This window comes from Pseudomonas sp. FBF18, assembly GCF_024261405.1.
GTDB lineage: Bacteria > Pseudomonadota > Gammaproteobacteria > Pseudomonadales > Pseudomonadaceae > Aquipseudomonas > Aquipseudomonas palmensis.
In genome coordinates this window covers 381,920-398,524 of sequence record NZ_QKRS01000003.1, presented here as the reverse complement: position 1 = coordinate 398,524, position 16,605 = coordinate 381,920, and the positions used below count along the sequence as shown (strand labels likewise).

12 protein-coding genes and 2 tRNA genes are annotated in these 16,605 nt (G+C 64.3%); 4 read left to right on the top strand and 10 right to left on the bottom strand.

Going from position 1 to position 16,605, the window contains the following annotated elements; all coding sequences use genetic code 11:
* Window positions 1-85: 85 nt before the first annotated feature.
* On the bottom strand, window positions 86-838 hold the full coding sequence (rlmB, locus tag DN387_RS07745; RefSeq protein WP_043863525.1) for a 23S rRNA (guanosine(2251)-2'-O)-methyltransferase RlmB: 753 nt from the start codon (window positions 836-838) through the stop codon (window positions 86-88).
* Window positions 835-3,474 carry a ribonuclease R gene (gene rnr / locus DN387_RS07740; RefSeq protein ID WP_054916173.1) on the bottom strand — a complete coding sequence of 880 codons (2,640 nt, stop codon included), beginning with the start codon at window positions 3,472-3,474 and terminating at the stop codon, window positions 835-837. The genes rlmB and rnr overlap by 4 nt, the downstream gene beginning before the upstream one ends.
* Window positions 3,475-3,738: 264 nt before the next feature.
* Between rnr and DN387_RS07735 the strand changes: the two genes are divergently transcribed.
* The 4 genes from DN387_RS07735 to DN387_RS07720 all read left to right on the top strand — a co-directional run bounded on the left by DN387_RS07735 (window position 3,739) and on the right by DN387_RS07720 (window position 6,796).
* Window positions 3,739-3,825 (top strand) — tRNA-Leu (locus DN387_RS07735).
* Window positions 3,826-3,908: 83 nt separating this feature from the next.
* Window positions 3,909-3,995, top strand: a tRNA-Leu gene (locus tag DN387_RS07730).
* A gap of 222 nt (window positions 3,996-4,217) precedes the next feature.
* Entirely contained in the window at window positions 4,218-5,231 is a 1,014-nt protein-coding gene (locus tag DN387_RS07725; protein WP_043863527.1) for an extracellular solute-binding protein, read from the top strand.
* Window positions 5,231-6,796, top strand: coding sequence for an iron ABC transporter permease (locus tag DN387_RS07720; protein ID WP_043863528.1), 1,566 nt, complete (start codon window positions 5,231-5,233; stop codon window positions 6,794-6,796). The genes DN387_RS07725 and DN387_RS07720 overlap by 1 nt, the downstream gene beginning before the upstream one ends.
* Window positions 6,797-6,883: 87 nt before the next feature.
* Here the strand turns inward: DN387_RS07720 and DN387_RS07715 are convergent, their stop codons facing one another.
* The 8 genes from DN387_RS07715 to miaA form a co-directional block, all read right to left on the bottom strand.
* A complete protein-coding gene (locus DN387_RS07715) occupies window positions 6,884-8,818 on the bottom strand; it encodes a methyl-accepting chemotaxis protein (protein ID WP_043863529.1) in 1,935 nt (644 codons plus the stop codon).
* Between the two features lie 199 nt (window positions 8,819-9,017).
* The gene (locus tag DN387_RS07710; RefSeq protein ID WP_043863530.1) at window positions 9,018-10,307 is read right to left on the bottom strand and encodes an adenylosuccinate synthase; all 1,290 of its coding nucleotides are present in this window, start codon (window positions 10,305-10,307) and stop codon (window positions 9,018-9,020) included.
* A 54-nt stretch (window positions 10,308-10,361) separates the two neighbouring features.
* Window positions 10,362-11,549 (bottom strand): ATP phosphoribosyltransferase regulatory subunit, encoded by a 1,188-nt coding sequence (locus DN387_RS07705; protein ID WP_043863531.1) that lies wholly within the window; start codon window positions 11,547-11,549, stop codon window positions 10,362-10,364.
* 278 nt (window positions 11,550-11,827) lie between these two features.
* Window positions 11,828-12,697: a protease modulator HflC gene (hflC, locus tag DN387_RS07700; protein ID WP_043863532.1), complete on the bottom strand. Its 870-nt coding sequence runs from the start codon at window positions 12,695-12,697 to the stop codon at window positions 11,828-11,830.
* A complete protein-coding gene (gene hflK / locus DN387_RS07695) occupies window positions 12,697-13,863 on the bottom strand; it encodes an FtsH protease activity modulator HflK (RefSeq protein WP_043863533.1) in 1,167 nt (388 codons plus the stop codon). Before hflK ends, hflC begins: the two co-directional genes overlap by 1 nt.
* Window positions 13,864-13,929: 66 nt before the next feature.
* Entirely contained in the window at window positions 13,930-15,261 is a 1,332-nt protein-coding gene (gene hflX / locus DN387_RS07690) for a ribosome rescue GTPase HflX (protein WP_043863534.1), read from the bottom strand.
* Between the two features lie 12 nt (window positions 15,262-15,273).
* The gene (gene hfq, locus DN387_RS07685) at window positions 15,274-15,534 is read right to left on the bottom strand and encodes an RNA chaperone Hfq (RefSeq protein WP_043863535.1); all 261 of its coding nucleotides are present in this window, start codon (window positions 15,532-15,534) and stop codon (window positions 15,274-15,276) included.
* A gap of 95 nt (window positions 15,535-15,629) precedes the next feature.
* Window positions 15,630-16,604, bottom strand: a complete 975-nt coding sequence (gene miaA / locus DN387_RS07680) for a tRNA (adenosine(37)-N6)-dimethylallyltransferase MiaA (RefSeq protein ID WP_043863536.1) — start codon at window positions 16,602-16,604, stop codon at window positions 15,630-15,632.
* Between the last annotated feature and the right edge of the window lies 1 nt (window position 16,605).

Genomic DNA, 16,605 nt, shown 5'->3' with positions numbered 1-16,605 from the left:
AGCATCGCGGGCCAGGCCCGCCCCCACACAGGCCACCGAAAGCCCTGTGGGAGCGGGCTTGACCCGCGAAAGTGGCAACGCCTTATCAGGCCTTGCGCTTGGCCTGACGCTGACGCACCGCCTCGAACAGGCACACGCCCGTGGCCACCGACACGTTCAGGCTGCTGACGCTGCCGGCCATCGGCAGCTTCACCAGAAAATCGCAGTGCTCGCGGGTCAGGCGGCGCATGCCCTTGCCCTCGGCGCCCATGATCAGGATGGTCGGGCCGGTCAGGTCCTGCTGATACAGTTCCTGTTCGGCCTCCCCCGCCGTGCCCACCACCCACAGGCCGCGCTGCTGGAGCTTCTCCAGAGTACGCGCCAGGTTGGTCACGGCCACCAGCGGAATCACCTCGGCAGCGCCACACGCCACCTTGCGTACCGCCGGGGTCAGGGTCGCCGACTTGTCCTTGGGCACCACCACCGCCAGCGCACCGGCCGCATCGGCGGTGCGCAGGCAGGCGCCCAGGTTGTGCGGGTCGGTCACACCGTCCAGCACCAGAATCAGCGGCGCGCCTTCGGTGCGGTCCAGCAGCTCTTCGAGCATCGCCTCGCCCCACACCTGGCTCGGGCTGACCTCGGCGACCACGCCCTGGTGCACGCCCTCGACCCAGGCGTCCATCTCGCGGCGTTCAGCCTGGCCGACCGTCACTCGGTTCTGTGCGGCCAGCTCCAGCAGGGCCTGCACCCGCGGCTCGCTGCGGCTGTCGGCCAGCCAGATCTGCTTGACCCGCTTGGGGTGGTGGCGCAACAGGGCCTCCACCGCATGCACACCGTAGATCTTTTCCAGCTGACTCATGACTTGCCCTTGGGTTTACGTGAAGCGGAACCGGCTTTTGGCGGCCCCTTGCGGTGCTTGCTCGGTTTCTCCGAAGACGTCTTCGAGCCCTTGGCCGCAGGCTTGCCCACGGCGTTCTTGGCATCGGACAGCAACGCCTTCTTCATTTCCCGGCTCTTGCGCACTTCGGCGTTCTTGGCTGCGGCATCGGCCGGGAAATAGGCTTCGGAGGTTTCGTTCTTGCGGCTGCGGCGCGGCGGCTCGGCCGGCGCCGCTTCGACCTTGGCGGCCTTGGCCGGCGCGCTGTAGGGCTTGGCGGCACCATTGGACTTGGCCGAGGCAGCGCCCGTCTTGCCCTTGGCGGCAGGCTCGGCACCACGCTGCTTGCGACCGATCGGCGCATTCAGGGTGTTTTCGGCCATCTCGAAATCGATCTTGCGCTGTTCGAGGTCCACGCGCATCACGCGCACTTCGACCGTGTCGCCCAGGCGGAAGCTGCGACCGGTGCGCTCGCCCGCCAGGCGGTGGTGTACCGGGTCGAAGTGGTAGTAGTCACCCGGCAAGGCACTGACGTGCACCATGCCTTCGACGTAGATGTCGGTCAGTTCGATGAACAGGCCGAAACCGGTCACCGCGGTGATCACACCCGGGAAGCTTTCGCCCACGCGATCCTTCATGTACTCGCACTTGAGCCAGTTGGTCACGTCGCGGGTGGCTTCGTCGGCGCGTCGCTCGCTCATCGAGCACTGCTCGCCCAGCTGCTCCAGGGCCGCCTCGTCGTACGGGTAGATGCGCGCCTTGGGAATGCTCATCGCGCCGGCCCGCTTGACGTGCGGGGTTTCCTGGCGCGAACGGATCACGCTGCGGATGGCACGGTGGGTCAGCAGGTCGGGGTAACGCCGGATCGGCGAGGTGAAGTGGGTGTACGCCTCGTAGTTCAGGCCGAAGTGGCCGTTGTTGTCGGCGCTGTACACCGCCTGGCTCAGCGAGCGCAGCATCACGGTCTGGATCAGGTGGAAGTCAGGGCGACCGGCGATCTGCGACAGCAGCGCCTGGTAGTCCTTGGGCGACGGACCATCCTTGCCCTTGTGCAGCGAAAGCCCCAGCTCGCCGAGGAAGGCGCGCAGTTTTTCCAGGCGCTCCGGCGGCGGTCCGTCGTGCACGCGGTACAACGCAGGGATCTCGTGCTTCTTGAGGAACTCGGCCGTGGCCACGTTGGCCGCGAGCATGCATTCTTCGATCAACTTGTGCGCATCGTTGCGCACGGTCGGGCGAATTTCCGCGATCTTGCGCTCGGCACCGAAGATGATGCGGGTTTCCTGGGTTTCGAAGTCGATCGCGCCACGGGTGTGACGGGCCGCCAGCAACACCTTGTACAGCGCATACAGCTGCTTGAGGTCCGGCACCACGTGGCTGTACTGCTCGCGCAGCGCCTTGCCTTCACGGGTACGGGCATGTTCGAGCATGCTGCTGACCTTGTTGTAGGTCAGGCGCGCGTGGGAGTGGATGACCGCTTCGTAGAACTGGTAGTCGACCATCTGGCCGGACTTGTTGATGGTCATTTCACAGACCATCGCCAGCCGGTCGACGTTCGGGTTCAGCGAGCACAGTCCGTTGGAAAGTTCCTCGGGCAGCATCGGGATCACCCGCTCGGGGAAGTACACCGAGTTGCCGCGCACCTGGGCTTCGTTGTCCAGGGCAGAGCCCAGGCGCACGTAGCTGGACACGTCGGCAATCGCCACGAACAGGCGCCAGCCACCGGAGAACAGGCGCAGCTTGCCCAGGCTTTCGCAGTACACGGCATCGTCGAAGTCCCGTGCGTCTTCGCCGTCGATGGTGACGAACGGCAGGTGACGCAGGTCGATGCGGTGTTCCTTGTCCTTCTCTTCGACTTCAGGCTTGAGCTTGCGCGCTTCCTTGATGACCGCCTCGGGCCATACATGGGGAATGTCGTAGCTGCGCAGCGCCACGTCGATTTCCATGCCCGGCGCCATGTAGTTGCCGATCACTTCGACGATATCGCCCTGCGGCTGGAAGCGCTGGGTCGGCCAGTGGGTGATCTTCACCTCGACGAACTGGCCGACCTTGGCGCCGGCATTGCGGCCCGGGGTCACCAGCACTTCCTGCTGGACCTTGGGGTTGTCGGGGGTCACGAAGCCCACCCCGCCTTCCTCGAAGTAGCGCCCCACGATGCTTTCGTGGGCACGGGAGATCACTTCGACCACCACGCCTTCACGCCGGCCGCGCCGGTCAAGCCCGGACACGCGCGCCAGCGCTCGGTCGCCATCGAACACCAGGCGCATCTGCGCCGGGCTCAGGAACAGGTCGTCGCTGCCATCGTCGGGGACGAGAAAACCGAAACCGTCGCGGTGGCCCGAGATGCGACCCAGGATCAGGTCCAGCTTGTCTACCGGGGCATAGGTGCCGCGCCGGGTGTAGATCAGCTGGCCGTCGCGCTCCATGGCGCGCAGGCGGCGACGCAAGGCCTCGATCTGGTCCTCGGTCTGCAGGCCGAACTCTTCCACCAGTTGCTCGCGGGCGGCGGGAGAGCCGCGCTCGTCAAGGCGCTGGAGGATCAGCTCACGGCTAGGAATGGGGTTTTCGTATTTTTCCGCTTCACGAGCGGCCTCGGGATCGAGGGTCTGCCAATCGGCCATTAGTAGGGGTTCACCTTGTCTATATAGGGTTAGTTTGGCATAGCCGTATTGAAACCGGAAATCCGAGGCTTTGACAGCCCCGTCAGGGCCCTTGAGTGATGCCAAAACAGCCCAAGGAACAACGACTTGAAATTTTTGAGATTTTTTCTGAACGGGGCTTTACAGCCTTCGAGGGCATCCGTATAGTGCGCACCACAACGACGGACAGCGTCGTTATAGTTGAGAAGCGGCGCGATGTGAAGCATCATGAAGCCTCGACGATATGCCCAGATGGTGAAATTGGTAGACACGCCAGCTTCAGGTGCTGGTGACCTTACGGTCGTGGAAGTTCGAGTCTTCTTCTGGGCACCAATTTTCAAGTTTCAGATTAGCTTGCCTGTCTGGAATTTACGCAACACACGCTACACCGTTTCATGTTTCAATGCTTCAACTTTGCCCAGATGGTGAAATTGGTAGACACGCCAGCTTCAGGTGCTGGTGACCTTACGGTCGTGGAAGTTCGAGTCTTCTTCTGGGCACCATATTCTAGAGAAACCCGCGAAAGCGGGTTTTTTTATGCCTGCGATTCGAGCTCACCCCACTGCCGCACATTCGGACGCTGCGTTGCCACCCCGCCCCGCCCAACAAATCAAGTGAGTTAACCGATAGTCAGCTCATGAATTTTTCCTCACGGGCGTACTTGAGAAACTATATCGTTTATCATTGTTTCAAGATTTGTAGCCCGCAAGCGAGGAACCACCCGCATGACGATCCGCATCAACCCGATTTTGCGCGGCCTGGCCGTTTCCGTGTTCAGCCTGGTGCTCGCAGCACCCGCCGCCATGGCCGCCGACCCTGTGACGCTGACCCTGTACAACGGCCAGCACAAGGAAATCGGCGAAGCCATCGCCAAGGCCTACGAGGCCAAGACCGGCATTCACATCAATATCCGCAAGGGCAGCAGCAACCAGCTGGCCAGCCAGATCGAGGAAGAAGGCGCACGCTCCCCGGCCGACGTCATCTATACCGAAGAATCGCCGCCGCTGAACAACTTGGGCGAGAAAGGCCTGCTGGCCAAGATCGACGATTCGACCCTGCAAGTGCTGCCCAAGGAATACGTGGCCAGCAACGGCACCTGGATGGGCGTGACCGCTCGCACCCGCGTGGTGGCCTTCAACCCCAAGGTGATCGACGAAAAAGACCTGCCACAATCGGTGATGGACTTCGCCGACCCCGAGTGGGACGGCAAGGTCGGCTTCGTGCCCACCAGCGGCGCGTTCCAGGAACAGGCCGTGGCCATCCTCAAGCTGCACGGGCGTGAAGCGGCCGAAGAATGGCTGACCGGCCTCAAGGCCTTCGGCAAGACCTACACCAACAACATGGTTGCCCTCAAGGCCGTGGAAAACGGCGAAGTGGCTGCCGTACTGGTGAACAACTACTACTGGTACGCCCTCAAGAAAGAGCGCGGCCAACTGGACTCCAAGCTCTACTACCTGGCCGACGGCGACGTCGGTGGCCTGGTGACCATCTCCAGCGCCGCGGCGGTCAAGGCCAGCAAGCACCCCAAGGAAGCCCAGGCCCTGCTCGCCTGGATGGCCAGCGAAGAAGGCCAGCGCGTGATCACCCAGACCACCGCCGAGTATCCGCTGCACAAGGGCATGGTCTCGGACCAGGGCCTGAAGCCGTTCGAAGACCTGCGCCCGCCGAAGATCACCCCGGCCGACCTGGGCAATGCCGAGGAAGCCCTGGAACTTGAGCGCGAGGTCGGCCTGCTCTGATGGAAGCCGTGCTGCCTGCGCCGTCTGTGGCGCGTTATGTTCCGCGCCGCAAGCGCCCCTCGATCTGGGTGGTGCTACCGGTGCTGCTGCTGGTGGGCCTGAGCCTGCTGCCGTTGCTGTACGTGGGCCTCAAGGCCTGGCAGGCCGGCTGGCGCGAGGCGTTGTACCTGCTGTGGCGGCCCTTCGTCTGGGGCCTGATGAAGAACACCCTGCTGCTGATGGCCGGGGTGACCGTGGCCTGCGCCGTGGTCGGCCTGGCCCTGGCCTGGCTGCTGGAGCGCAGCGACCTGCGCGGGCGGCGTTTGTGGGGCGTGATCCTGTGCCTGCCGTTTGCCGTGCCGGCGTTCGTCAGCGGCTTCACCTGGGTCTCGCTGAGCCCGCGCTTCGAGGGGCTGGGCGGGGCGATCCTGGTGATGGCGCTGTCAAAGTATCCACTGGTGTTCCTGCCGGTGGCCGCGACCCTGCGCAACCTCGACACCTCGCTTGAAGAATCGGCCCGCACCCTGGGCTACAACCGCTGGGGTGTGTTCCGCCGGGTCACCCTGCCGCTGCTGTGGCCGTCGATCCTGGGCGGCAGCCTGCTGATTGCCTTGCACATGCTGGTGGAATTCGGCGCGCTGTCGATCCTGGGCCTGCAGACCTTCACCACCGCGATCTACCAGCAGTTCGAGCTGGAGTTCAGCAACGCCAATGCGGCGATGCTCTCGGCGGTGCTGCTGTTCATGTGCCTGTTGCTGCTGTGGTTCGAGCTGCGGGTACGCGGCAAGGCGCGACACGTACGCATCGGCCAGGGCGTGGCACGCCGTGCCAAGCCGATCCGCCTGGGTGGCTGGAGCGTACTGGGGCAGTTGAGCTGCCTGCTGCTGGCAGTGCTGGGCAGCGGCATCCCGCTGGGCATGCTGGGCTACTGGCTGAGCGTGGGATCGTCGGCGGCCTTCCCGGTGGCCGACATCAGCCGGGCGCTGTTCTCGTCGCTGTCGCTGGCACTGGGCGGCGCGGGGGTGAGCCTGCTGCTGGCGTTACCGGTGAGCTTTCTGGTGGTGCGCTACAAGGGCCGCCTGGCGATCTGGGCCGAGCGCCTGCCCTACTTGCTGCACGCGCTGCCGGGGCTGGTGATTGCGCTGACCCTGGTGTATTTCGCCCTGCACTATGTGCCGGCGCTGTACCAGACCACCGGCCTGCTGTTGCTGGCCTATGCGCTGCTGTTCTTGCCGCTGGCGCAGGCGCCGGTGCGTACCGCGCTGACCAAGGCCGCACCACAGCTGGAAGAGGCGGCGCGCACCCTGGGCGCGACGCCGTTCAAGGCGTTCTGCAAGGTGACCCTGCCGATCATCTTCCCGGCCCTGGCGGCAGCGTTTGCGCTGGTGTTCCTGGATGCGATGAAGGAGCTGACCGCCACCCTGCTGCTCAGCCCCACCGGCATGACCACGCTGGCGACCGAAGTGTGGGCGCATACCGCCAACGTCGAATTCGCGGCGGCGGCGCCCTATGCGGCGCTGTTGATTGTGGTGTCGGGGTTGCCGGTGTACCTGCTGACGACGCGGATGTACCTAAACCGCGCCTGAAAGGCATCGCGGGTCAAGCCCGCTCCCACAAGGATCGATGAGGCCCTTGTGGGAGCGGGCTTGACCCGCGATACAAACGACACTATCTCAGGCCCTGAACTGCCCCAGGCTGGCCTTCAACTGCGCCGCCAGGTCATCCAGCACCTTGCTGCTGGCCGTGGTCTGCATCACCACCTGCGCTGCACGCTCGGCCTGGGCATGAATCGTCTCGACCCGCCCACGCACCGCCTGCGCCCCCTGCGCCTGCTGCTCGGCCGCCCGGGTGGCCAGGCCGATCGCCGCATGCACCTGCTCCACCGACACCTGCACCGACTGCTGCAGGCGCGCGTTGTCCTTGAGCACGGTCAAGCCTTCGCTGGCCTGACGCCCGGCCTGGCTGATGGCTGCCACCGCCTCCCGCGCGCCCTGCTGCAAGGCACCGATGTGCGCCTGGATATCGCCGGTCGAGCTCTGGGTCTTGCTCGCCAGCGCCCGCACTTCGTCGGCCACCACGGCAAACCCGCGCCCGGTCTCGCCAGCCCGCGCCGCCTCGATGGCGGCATTGAGCGCCAGCAGGTTGGTCTGCTCGGCAATCCCGTGGATCACCTCCAGCACCACCTCGATCTGCTGGCTCTGCTCGGCCAGCCGCTCGATCACCTTGGAGCCCGCCCCCACCTGCCCGGCCAACGCTTCGATCAGCTTGGCCACCTGGGCCGAGGTACGGCTGTTCTCGTCGGTGGCCTGGCGAATGTCCACCACCTGCTGCAACGCTGCCTGCATGGCCTGGCTTTCGGCCTGGGCTTCATCGGCCATGCTCGACAGGGCGCGCAGGCTCTCGGCCACCTCATCGCGCTGCGAAGCGGCCGCCGCATCGGCGCCCGCGTTGTTCTGCGCCATGGTGCCGATCTCGACCCCGGTGCGCTGCGCCACCTCGCCCGCTTCGCGCACGATGGGCTGCAGCTTGTCGACGAACTGGTTGACCGCCGCAGCCATGTCGCCGATCTCGTCTCGGCTGTCGATCGGCACCCGCTTGGTCAGGTCGCCGTCGCCGGCCGCCAGGTCGTTGAGCGCGGCAATCAGCAGGCGCAGCTTGCTCAGCACGCGCCGGCCGAGTACCACGGCCACCACCAGCAATACGCCGAAGCCCACCGCCACCAGCCCCAGGCCGATGTTCCAGCGCAGGGTCGCCGCCGCTTGCTGCACGGTCTGCGAGGTGTTGGCCTGCATCGCCGCGGCACTGGCCTGGGCCGCCTGCAGGCGGGCGCTCAGGGCCTTGTTGCTGTCGGCCGCAGCGCCCACCAGGCTGTCGCCGACCAACTGGTCGCCGCTGGCGATCAGGGCCGAGAAGCGCGCGTCCAGCGCCTTGAGCTCGTTGTCGACCGACGCCGTGGAGACGCCCATCACCACCTTGCCGATCTCGGTGCCGTTGGGGTTGATCGAGGCTTCGATCATGTACACCGCCGGGTCGTTGCGCGCCGCATCCAGCACCTTGTCGAGCGCCCGTTCGCCCTGGCCCTTTTCCATCAGGGCCTGGTTGATCGGGTTCTGCCGGTTCAGGTAGCGGGTCAGGTGCTGGCCCTGGGCGTCGTCGTAGACCACGAAGAGCACGTTGGCATTGCGCTGGGCGCGCCGGGAAAACTCCGACAGTGCCGGTATGTCGTCATCCCAGATGGCCCGCGGCGCAACCGATGCCAGCAGTTCGGCCATGTGATTGGCCGACTCCTTGAGGCTTTTTTCGAGGGTGACGCGCAGTTGCGCCTGCTCCTCCTGAAGGCGTGCGGATAGCCCGGCGGACAAACGCTGGCGGGTACTGGCCGAAAGACTGTCCAGGCCCGAGCTGAGCTCACGCCCGGCCTGTTCCAGTTCACCCGACAGTTTCTGGCTGTCTGCACCCAGGCGATTACCCAGATCGGCCTCCAGCGCAGTCACCGTGCTCCGCGTCAGCGCGACCGCAACCAGCACCTGCACCAAAAGAGCGATACCCAACGCAACAAAGACAGGCCGCAACAGGCGGCTTCGTAACAATGAGAGAACGGCCGACACACAAGAACCCTCCGTATCGCGGGGCCATTATAGTGATGGCACCTTATAGGACGATTCTTACAGCAAAGGCCGTGCCGGGCAGCAGGCATACCGGTCAAATTCATAGCCAGGGCTGACCTTTATGACCCTTTCACCAACTGGCCAAAAAAAACGCCGCTGGCCCGGAGGGACAGCGGCGTTCTTTACTGCCTACAGCGAATCAGGCAAACGGATGGCGCAGCACGATGGTCTCGTTGCGGTCCGGGCCGGTGGAGACGATGTCGATCGGCGCACCGATCAGCTCTTCCACACGCTTGATGTAGGCACGGGCGTTGGCCGGCAGTTCTTCCAGGGTCTTGGCGCCCACGGTCGACTCGCTCCAGCCCGGCACTTCTTCGTACACAGGCTGCAGGCCCACGTAGCTGTCGGCGTCGGTAGGGGCAACGTCCTTGCCCGCTGCGTCCTTGTAGCCGACGCAGATGTTGATGGTTTCCAGGCCATCGAGCACGTCCAGCTTGGTCAGGCAGATGCCCGAGATGCTGTTCACGTCGATGGCGCGGCGCAGGATGACGGCGTCGAACCAGCCGCAACGACGGGCACGGCCGGTGGTTGCGCCAAATTCGTGGCCCTGCTTGGCCAGGTGCGCACCAACGTCGTCAAACAGCTCGGTCGGGAACGGGCCCGAACCCACGCGGGTGGTGTAGGCCTTGGTGATGCCCAGGATGTAGTCCAGGAACATCGGACCAACGCCCGAACCGGTCGCAACGCCACCGGCGGTGGTGTTGGAGCTGGTCACGTAGGGGTAGGTACCGTGGTCGATGTCCAGCAGCGAACCCTGGGCACCTTCGAACATGATGTCCTTGCCGGCGCGACGCAGGTCGTGCAGCTCGGCAGTCACGTCCAGCATCAGCGGCTTGAGCAGTTCGGCGTATTCCTTGCACTCGGCCAGGGTCTTTTCGAACTCGATGGCCGGCTCTTTGTAGTAACCCACCAGCATGAAGTTGTGGTAGTCCACCAGCTCGCGCAGCTTGTCTTCGAAGCGTGGCATGTTGAGCAGGTCGCCCACACGCAGGCCACGACGCGCAACCTTGTCTTCGTAGGCCGGGCCGATGCCGCGACCGGTGGTGCCGATCTTCAGCTCGCCACGGGCCTTTTCGCGGGCCTGGTCCAGGGCCACGTGGAAGGACAGGATCAGCGGGCAGGACGGGCTGATGCGCAGGCGCTCGCGCACCGGTACGCCCTTCTCTTCCAGCTTGGTGATCTCGCGCAGCAGGGCGTCGGGAGCAACCACCACACCGTTGCCGATCAGGCACTGCACGCCTTCGCGCAGCACGCCCGAAGGGATCAGGTGCAGCACGGTCTTCTCACCGTCGATCACCAGGGTGTGGCCGGCGTTGTGGCCACCCTGGTAGCGCACTACGGCGGCAGCATGTTCGGTCAGCAGATCGACGATCTTGCCTTTGCCCTCATCACCCCACTGGGTGCCCAGGACTACGACATTCTTACCCATAACACTTGTCCTCATTCGCGCAAACTTGGCGCCGGCTCGTGCCGGCGTGGAATCTCAAATGGCCAGCGGCAGAACCTGCCAAAGCCCGTTTTGCTGAATCAATTGCCGATCGCAATCCGCCTCGACGGCGGCGGTCAGCGGCTGCCCAGGCAAGGCCTGAACCACCCGCTGGCCCTCACTGCGCAATTGGCAGACCAACTGCCAAAGTGCTGCATCGCTGCTGTCGGGCATCCAGATCCCGCCAGACGGCAACACCACCTCGGCTCGCCCCAGTGTGACCAGGGTCTTCAAATCCGTGGAGAAACCGGTAGCCGGGCGTGCCCGGCCAAAGTCCGCTCCGATGTCGTCATAGCGACCGCCCTGGGCGATCGACTGGCCGACGCCTGGCACGAAGGCGGCAAACACCACACCGGTGTGGTAGTGGTAGCCGCGCAACTCGCCCAGGTCGAAATACAGCGGCAGCTCGGGGTAACGCGTGGCGAGGCGCTCGGCGATCGCCATCAGGTCATCCAGCGCCGCCAACACTGCGGCCGGGGCACGGCCCAGGCGCACACGTGCCTGCTCGAGCACTTCGCGCCCACCGCACAGCTCGGTCAGCGAACGCAGCATGCCGGCCAGGTCAGCCGGCAGCGTGGCGGTCAGCTCGATCACTTCGTCGATGGCCTTGCGCTGCAGGGCGTCGAACAACTGCTGCTCGACCGCGCCCGACAGGCCGGCCGCACGGGCCAGGCCGCGGTAGATACCGACATGCCCGAGGTCCATGTGCACATCCGGCACGTCGGCCAGTTGCAGCATGGCCAGCATCAGGCTGATGACCTCGACGTCGCTGACCGGGCTGGCATCGCCGTACAGCTCGGCGCCCAGCTGAATCGGGCTGCGCGAGGTCGACAGCGCACGTGGCAAGGCGTGCAGCACGCTGCCGGCATAGCACAGGCGGCTCGGCCCTTCACGGCGCAGGGTGTGCGCGTCGATGCGCGCCACCTGTGGCGTGATGTCGGCCCGAAAGCCCATCTGCCGCCCGGATTGCGGGTCGATGACCTTGAAGGTGCGCAGATCCAGGTCCTGGCCGGCACCGGTGAGCAGCGATTCCAGGTACTCGATATGCGGGGTCACGACAAACTCGTAACCCCAGCTCTGGAACAGGTCCAACACCTGACGACGCGCGATCTCGATGCGCGCCGCCTCAGGTGGCAGTACTTCTTCGATGCCATCTGGCAGCAGCCAGCGGTCTACCGTTGCCATTACGCCATTTCCCCTATGGTCCGGGCGGCCTGCCCGCGGGCGAGCCTTGAGTGAAGCAGCTATCGGCACACAATGACGGGCAGCGCTGATTCCAGCGAAACCGCAGTACCGATACCCTCGTAAAACCTGAAGTGCGCCACAAGCCCGGGCCCGATAAAGGCCAATCGATCTTGCAGACGCAAAAAAGCCGGGAATTTCCCGGCTGCCGCATCATACACCCGTTTTCTCGCGGGAGGCACCCCGCCCGACGTTTTAGCCGCCGGGCGGGGTGTGCATGCTTACGGTTTGGTCTTGCCCATGAAGCGGAAGAACTCGCTGCTCGGGTCCAGCACCAGCACGTCGCTCTTGTCGGCGAAGCTCTCGCGGTAGGCCTTCAGGCTGCGATAGAACGCGTAGAACTCCTGGTCCTGGCCATAGGCCTTGGCGTAGATGGCTGCTGCCTGGGCATCACCATCACCACGGGTTTCTTCCGACTCGCGATAGGCTTCGGCCAGCAACACGCGGCGTTGACGATCGGCGTCGGCACGGATGCCTTCGGCCAGCTCGTTACCCTTGGCGCGGTGCTCGCGAGCTTCACGCTCACGCTCGGTGCTCATGCGTTCGAACACGCTGCGGTTCACTTCCTTGGGCAGGTCGATGGCCTTGACGCGAACGTCGACCACTTCGATGCCCAGCTCCTTGCTGGCCATGCGGTTCAGCGAAGCGGTGATGTCAGCCATCAGCGCGTCACGTTCACCGGATACCACCTCATGCAGGGTGCGCTTGCCGAACTGGTCGCGCAGGCCGCTTTCCAGACGGCGCGACAGACGTTCGTCGGCGATCTGCTTGAGGCCCGAAGTCGCGGTGTAGAAACGCTCGGCGTCCTGCACGCGCCACTTGGCGTAGGCATCGACCATCACCGCTTTCTTCTCCAGGGTCAGGAACCGCTGGGTCGGTGCGTCAAGGGTCATCAGCCGCGCGTCGAACTTGCGCACCTGGTTGACGTAGGGAACCTTCACATGCAGGCCAGGCTGCACATCGGCCTGTACCACACGGCCGAATTGCAGCAGCACGGCGCGTTCGGTCTGGGCCACGATGTAGAAGCTGTTCCAGGCGACGATCGCCAGCACCACGGCGACGATCACGGCGATCAGGGATTTATTGCTCATCAGCGGCTCTCCCTGGAGCGCGTCTCGCGCTGTTGCTGTTGCAGGTCTGCGGCGGCACGGTTGGCGGCGTCATTGGCCGACGGCGTGACGCTGGTGACCGGGGTGCTGCCACTGCGGCGGCTGTCGATCATCTTGTCCAGCGGCAGGTAGAGCAGGTTGCTCTGACCGTCCTTGCCGGATACCAGGACCTTGCTGGTGTTGCTATACACTTCCTGCATGGTGTCCAGGTACAGACGCTGACGGGTCACCTCTGGAGCCTTGCGGTACTCGGCCACCAGCTTGGTGAAGCGGTCGGCCTCACCCTTGGCACGCGAGACCACTTCATCGCGGTAGCCGTTGGCATCCTCGATGATGCGCTGCGCCTGACCACGGGCTTCCGGCACCACGCCGTTGGCGTAGGACTCGGCCTGGTTGCGCGCACGCTGCTCGTCTTCACGGGCACGGATCACGTCGTCGAAGGCTTCCTGCACTTCACGCGGGGCTGCCGCGCTCTGCACGTTGACCTGGGTCACGGTGATACCGGTGCGGTAGGTGTCGAGGAAGCGTTGCAGACGCTCCTTGATTTCCACGGCCATCTGCTCACGACCTTCGGTCAGCACCTTGTCCATCGAGGTGGAACCCACCACGTGGCGCAGGGCACTGTCGGTCGCGTGCTGCAGGCTGACTTCAGGCTGATCGACGTTCAGCACGAAATCCTGCAGGTTGGTGATCTTGTACTGCACGGTCAGCGGCACTTCGACGATGTTCTCGTCTTCGGTCAGCATCTGGCCCTGCTTGGTATAAGCACGCTCGCGGGTGACGTTCTCCATGTACTTGCGATCGATCGGCGGGAAGTAGATGTTCAGGCCCGGCCCTACGGTTTCGTAGTATTTGCCGAAGCGCAGCACCACGGCCTGCTCCTGTTCGTCCACCACGTACACGGCGCTGTACAGCCATATGGCCGCCAGTACGGCCAGGCCGATACCCAGCAGACCGAAACCGGCACCCTTGCCGGAGCCGCTGTCGCCGCCCCGTTTCTTGCCACTGCCGAACATGCCGTTCAGGCTATCCTGCAGCTTGCGGAAGGCCTCGTCGAGATCCGGTGGTCCCTTCTTGTCGCCGCCACCACGGCGCCCACCCCAAGGATCCTGATTGTTCGAGTTGCCACCCGGCTCATTCCAAGCCATAGCGCTCTCCATCTGATAAAGCAAAGACGCGCCCACGGCGCGCCGTCCAATGCTACAGAATGCCTGTCACGGCTGCCCGACCGCGAGGTCGGGCTTGTATTGCAAAGTGTGTTGCTCGATGAACTCCAGCGGTTTCATCCCCTCGCGGCTTACCAGGCGATTGAACTCGACCCGGGACAAGCGTACCGCCAGCAGGGTGTTGCCGTCTTCGTCATGGTCTTCGCTCTGCACCGCCCCCAGGTCGAAGAACAGCGCGCGCAACCGCGCGAAACGCTGTTCCAGGCGCAGGGTACCGATGAACAGGTCATCCCCCAGCAGTTCTGCAATCGCCTGCCCCACCAGCTCCAGGCCACGACCGTCACGGGCCGATACCCATACCCGCTGCGGCTTGCCGTCGGCATCGCGCTGGATCTGCGGCTCGACCCCTTCGAGCAGGTCGAGTTTGTTATACACCTCGAGGATCGGCAAGCCTTCGGCACCGATCTCGCCGAGCACCGCCATGACCTGCTCGATCTGCTCCATGCGCTCCGGCTCATGGGCGTCGATCACGTGCAGCAGCAGGTCGGAGTTGCTCGACTCTTCGAGCGTAGCCCGAAATGCCTCGACCAGCTTGTGCGGCAGGTGACGGATGAAGCCCACGGTGTCGGCCAGCACCACCGGCCCGACGTCATCCAGCTCGAGCCGACGCAGGGTCGGGTCGAGGGTGGCGAACAGCTGGTCGGCCGCATACACCTCGGACTGGGTCAGCGCATTGAACAAAGTGGACTTGCCGGCGTTGGTGTACCCCACCAGCGACACCGAGGGGATATCCGCGCGCTTGCGCCCGCGCCGTGCCTGCTCGCGCTGGCTGCGCACCTTCTCCAGGCGGCCCTTGATCTGGCGCAGGCGTATGCGCAGCAGGCGCCGGTCGGTTTCGAGCTGGGTTTCACCCGGCCCGCGCAGACCAATACCGCCCTTCTGCCGCTCGAGGTGAGTCCAACCGCGCACCAGGCGCGTGCTCATGTGCTCGAGCTGGGCCAGTTCGACCTGCAGCTTGCCTTCGTGGGTACGTGCCCGCTGGGCGAAGATGTCGAGAATAAGACCCGTGCGGTCAAGCACGCGACACTCGAAGACACGTTCGAGGTTACGTTCCTGACTGGGCGTGAGGGTGTGATTGAAAATGACCAAATCGGCCTGTTCGGCTTTGACCAGGTCGCGAAATTCCTCGACCTTGCCGCTGCCAATCAGGAACTTGGCGGTAGGCTGGTGTCGCGCCACATTGGCGAACGCGACAATATCGGCACCGGCCGACAGGGCCAGCTCGCGGAACTCCTGCGGGTCTTCGCGCGCCTCAGGGCTCTGACCTTCCAAGTGAACGAGGATTGCCCGTTCACCACCACCGTGGCGCTCAAAGAACAAAGCAGACTCCTATCAGGCGTTACCTGGCTCAGCGTCGCCCTGTTCGGCGTCGGCTGCGCTTGGCAGACGAATCGGACGAACCGGCACCACTGTCGAGATCGCGTGCTTGTAGACCATCTGGCTGACGGTGTTCTTCAGCAGAATCACGAACTGGTCGAACGACTCGATCGTGCCCTGCAGCTTGATGCCGTTGACCAGATAGATCGAAACGCCGACCTTCTCTTTTCTCAAAGTATTCAAGTAAGGGTCTTGTAGCGAATGCCCTTTTGACATATGCCGCACTCCTGTAAGGATCAATAGTAAAAAATCAAAGAAATATGATGGCTCAGGCCGCCCCACCCCCAAGAGTAGACGGCAATTGCAGGGACTCAGCCCAATATGGAGACCGATCCCAGGTATTTCAAGGTGCGTGGCAGATTGTCGCAAGCCAGGCTGTCCAACCAGTGCAGATCGGCCCAACTGCGCAACCAGGTAAACTGCCGCTTCGCCAATTGGCGAGTGGCAATGATGCCGCGCTCCTGCATTTCAGCTGCACTCAACTTGCCATCAAGGTGATCCCAGACCTGGCGATAACCGACTGCCCGTATAGACGGCAGCCCTGCATGCAAGTCACTTCTGGCACGCAGTGATCGGACCTCGTCGACGAAGCCCTGTTCCAGCATTTGCCCAAATCGTAGCGCAATTCGCTCGTGCAGCACCTTTCGATCCTGCGGGGCGATTGCCAGGCTGGCGACAGTATAGGGCAATTGTTCCTGGCCCGAAGCGCCTGCGACGCTACTTTGCGCCGATTGACGCTCGCGATGTGACGTCATCGTCATGCCGCTGACCCGGTACACCTCCAGCGCCCGTACCAACCGCTGCGGATCGTTGGGGTGGATGCGCGCCGCCGATTCGGGGTCGACCGCCGCCAGCTGGGCGTGCAAGGCCTGCCAGCCCAGCTGTGCAGCCTCGGCTTCAAGCTCGGCACGCACCTGCGCATCGGCCGCAGGCATATCGGCCAGGCCTTCGAGCAGCGCCTTGAAATACAGCATGGTGCCGCCCACCAGCAGCGGGATATTGCCGCGCGCGGTGATCTCGGCCATGGCCTGCAGCGCATCGCGGCGAAAATCGGCTGCCGAATAGCTCTGGGCCGGGTCGAGGATGTCGATCAGCCGGTGCGGGTGCTCGGCCAGCAACGCCTTGGACGGCTTGGCGGTGCCGATGTCCATGCCGCGGTAGACCAGCGCCGAATCGACGCTGATCAGCTCGCACGGCAGCACCTTGGTCAGCTCGATGGCAAGGTCGGTCTTGCCGGCGGCGGTGGGGCCCATCAGGAAGATGGCCGGGGGATTGCGAACTGCCATA

Coding starts and splice junctions, on each gene's coding strand:
- DN387_RS07710 (WP_043863530.1), bottom strand. CDS start 10,307: ATGGGTAAGAATGTCGTAGTCCTGGGCACCCAGTGGGGTGATGAGGGC.
- rlmB (WP_043863525.1), bottom strand. CDS start 838: ATGAGTCAGCTGGAAAAGATCTACGGTGTGCATGCGGTGGAGGCCCTG.
- DN387_RS07725 (WP_043863527.1), top strand. CDS start 4,218: ATGACGATCCGCATCAACCCGATTTTGCGCGGCCTGGCCGTTTCCGTG.
- rnr (WP_054916173.1), bottom strand. CDS start 3,474: ATGGCCGATTGGCAGACCCTCGATCCCGAGGCCGCTCGTGAAGCGGAA.
- hfq (WP_043863535.1), bottom strand. CDS start 15,534: ATGTCAAAAGGGCATTCGCTACAAGACCCTTACTTGAATACTTTGAGA.
- DN387_RS07705 (WP_043863531.1), bottom strand. CDS start 11,549: ATGGCAACGGTAGACCGCTGGCTGCTGCCAGATGGCATCGAAGAAGTA.
- hflC (WP_043863532.1), bottom strand. CDS start 12,697: ATGAGCAATAAATCCCTGATCGCCGTGATCGTCGCCGTGGTGCTGGCG.
- miaA (WP_043863536.1), bottom strand. CDS start 16,604: ATGGCAGTTCGCAATCCCCCGGCCATCTTCCTGATGGGCCCCACCGCC.
- DN387_RS07720 (WP_043863528.1), top strand. CDS start 5,231: ATGGAAGCCGTGCTGCCTGCGCCGTCTGTGGCGCGTTATGTTCCGCGC.
- hflK (WP_043863533.1), bottom strand. CDS start 13,863: ATGGCTTGGAATGAGCCGGGTGGCAACTCGAACAATCAGGATCCTTGG.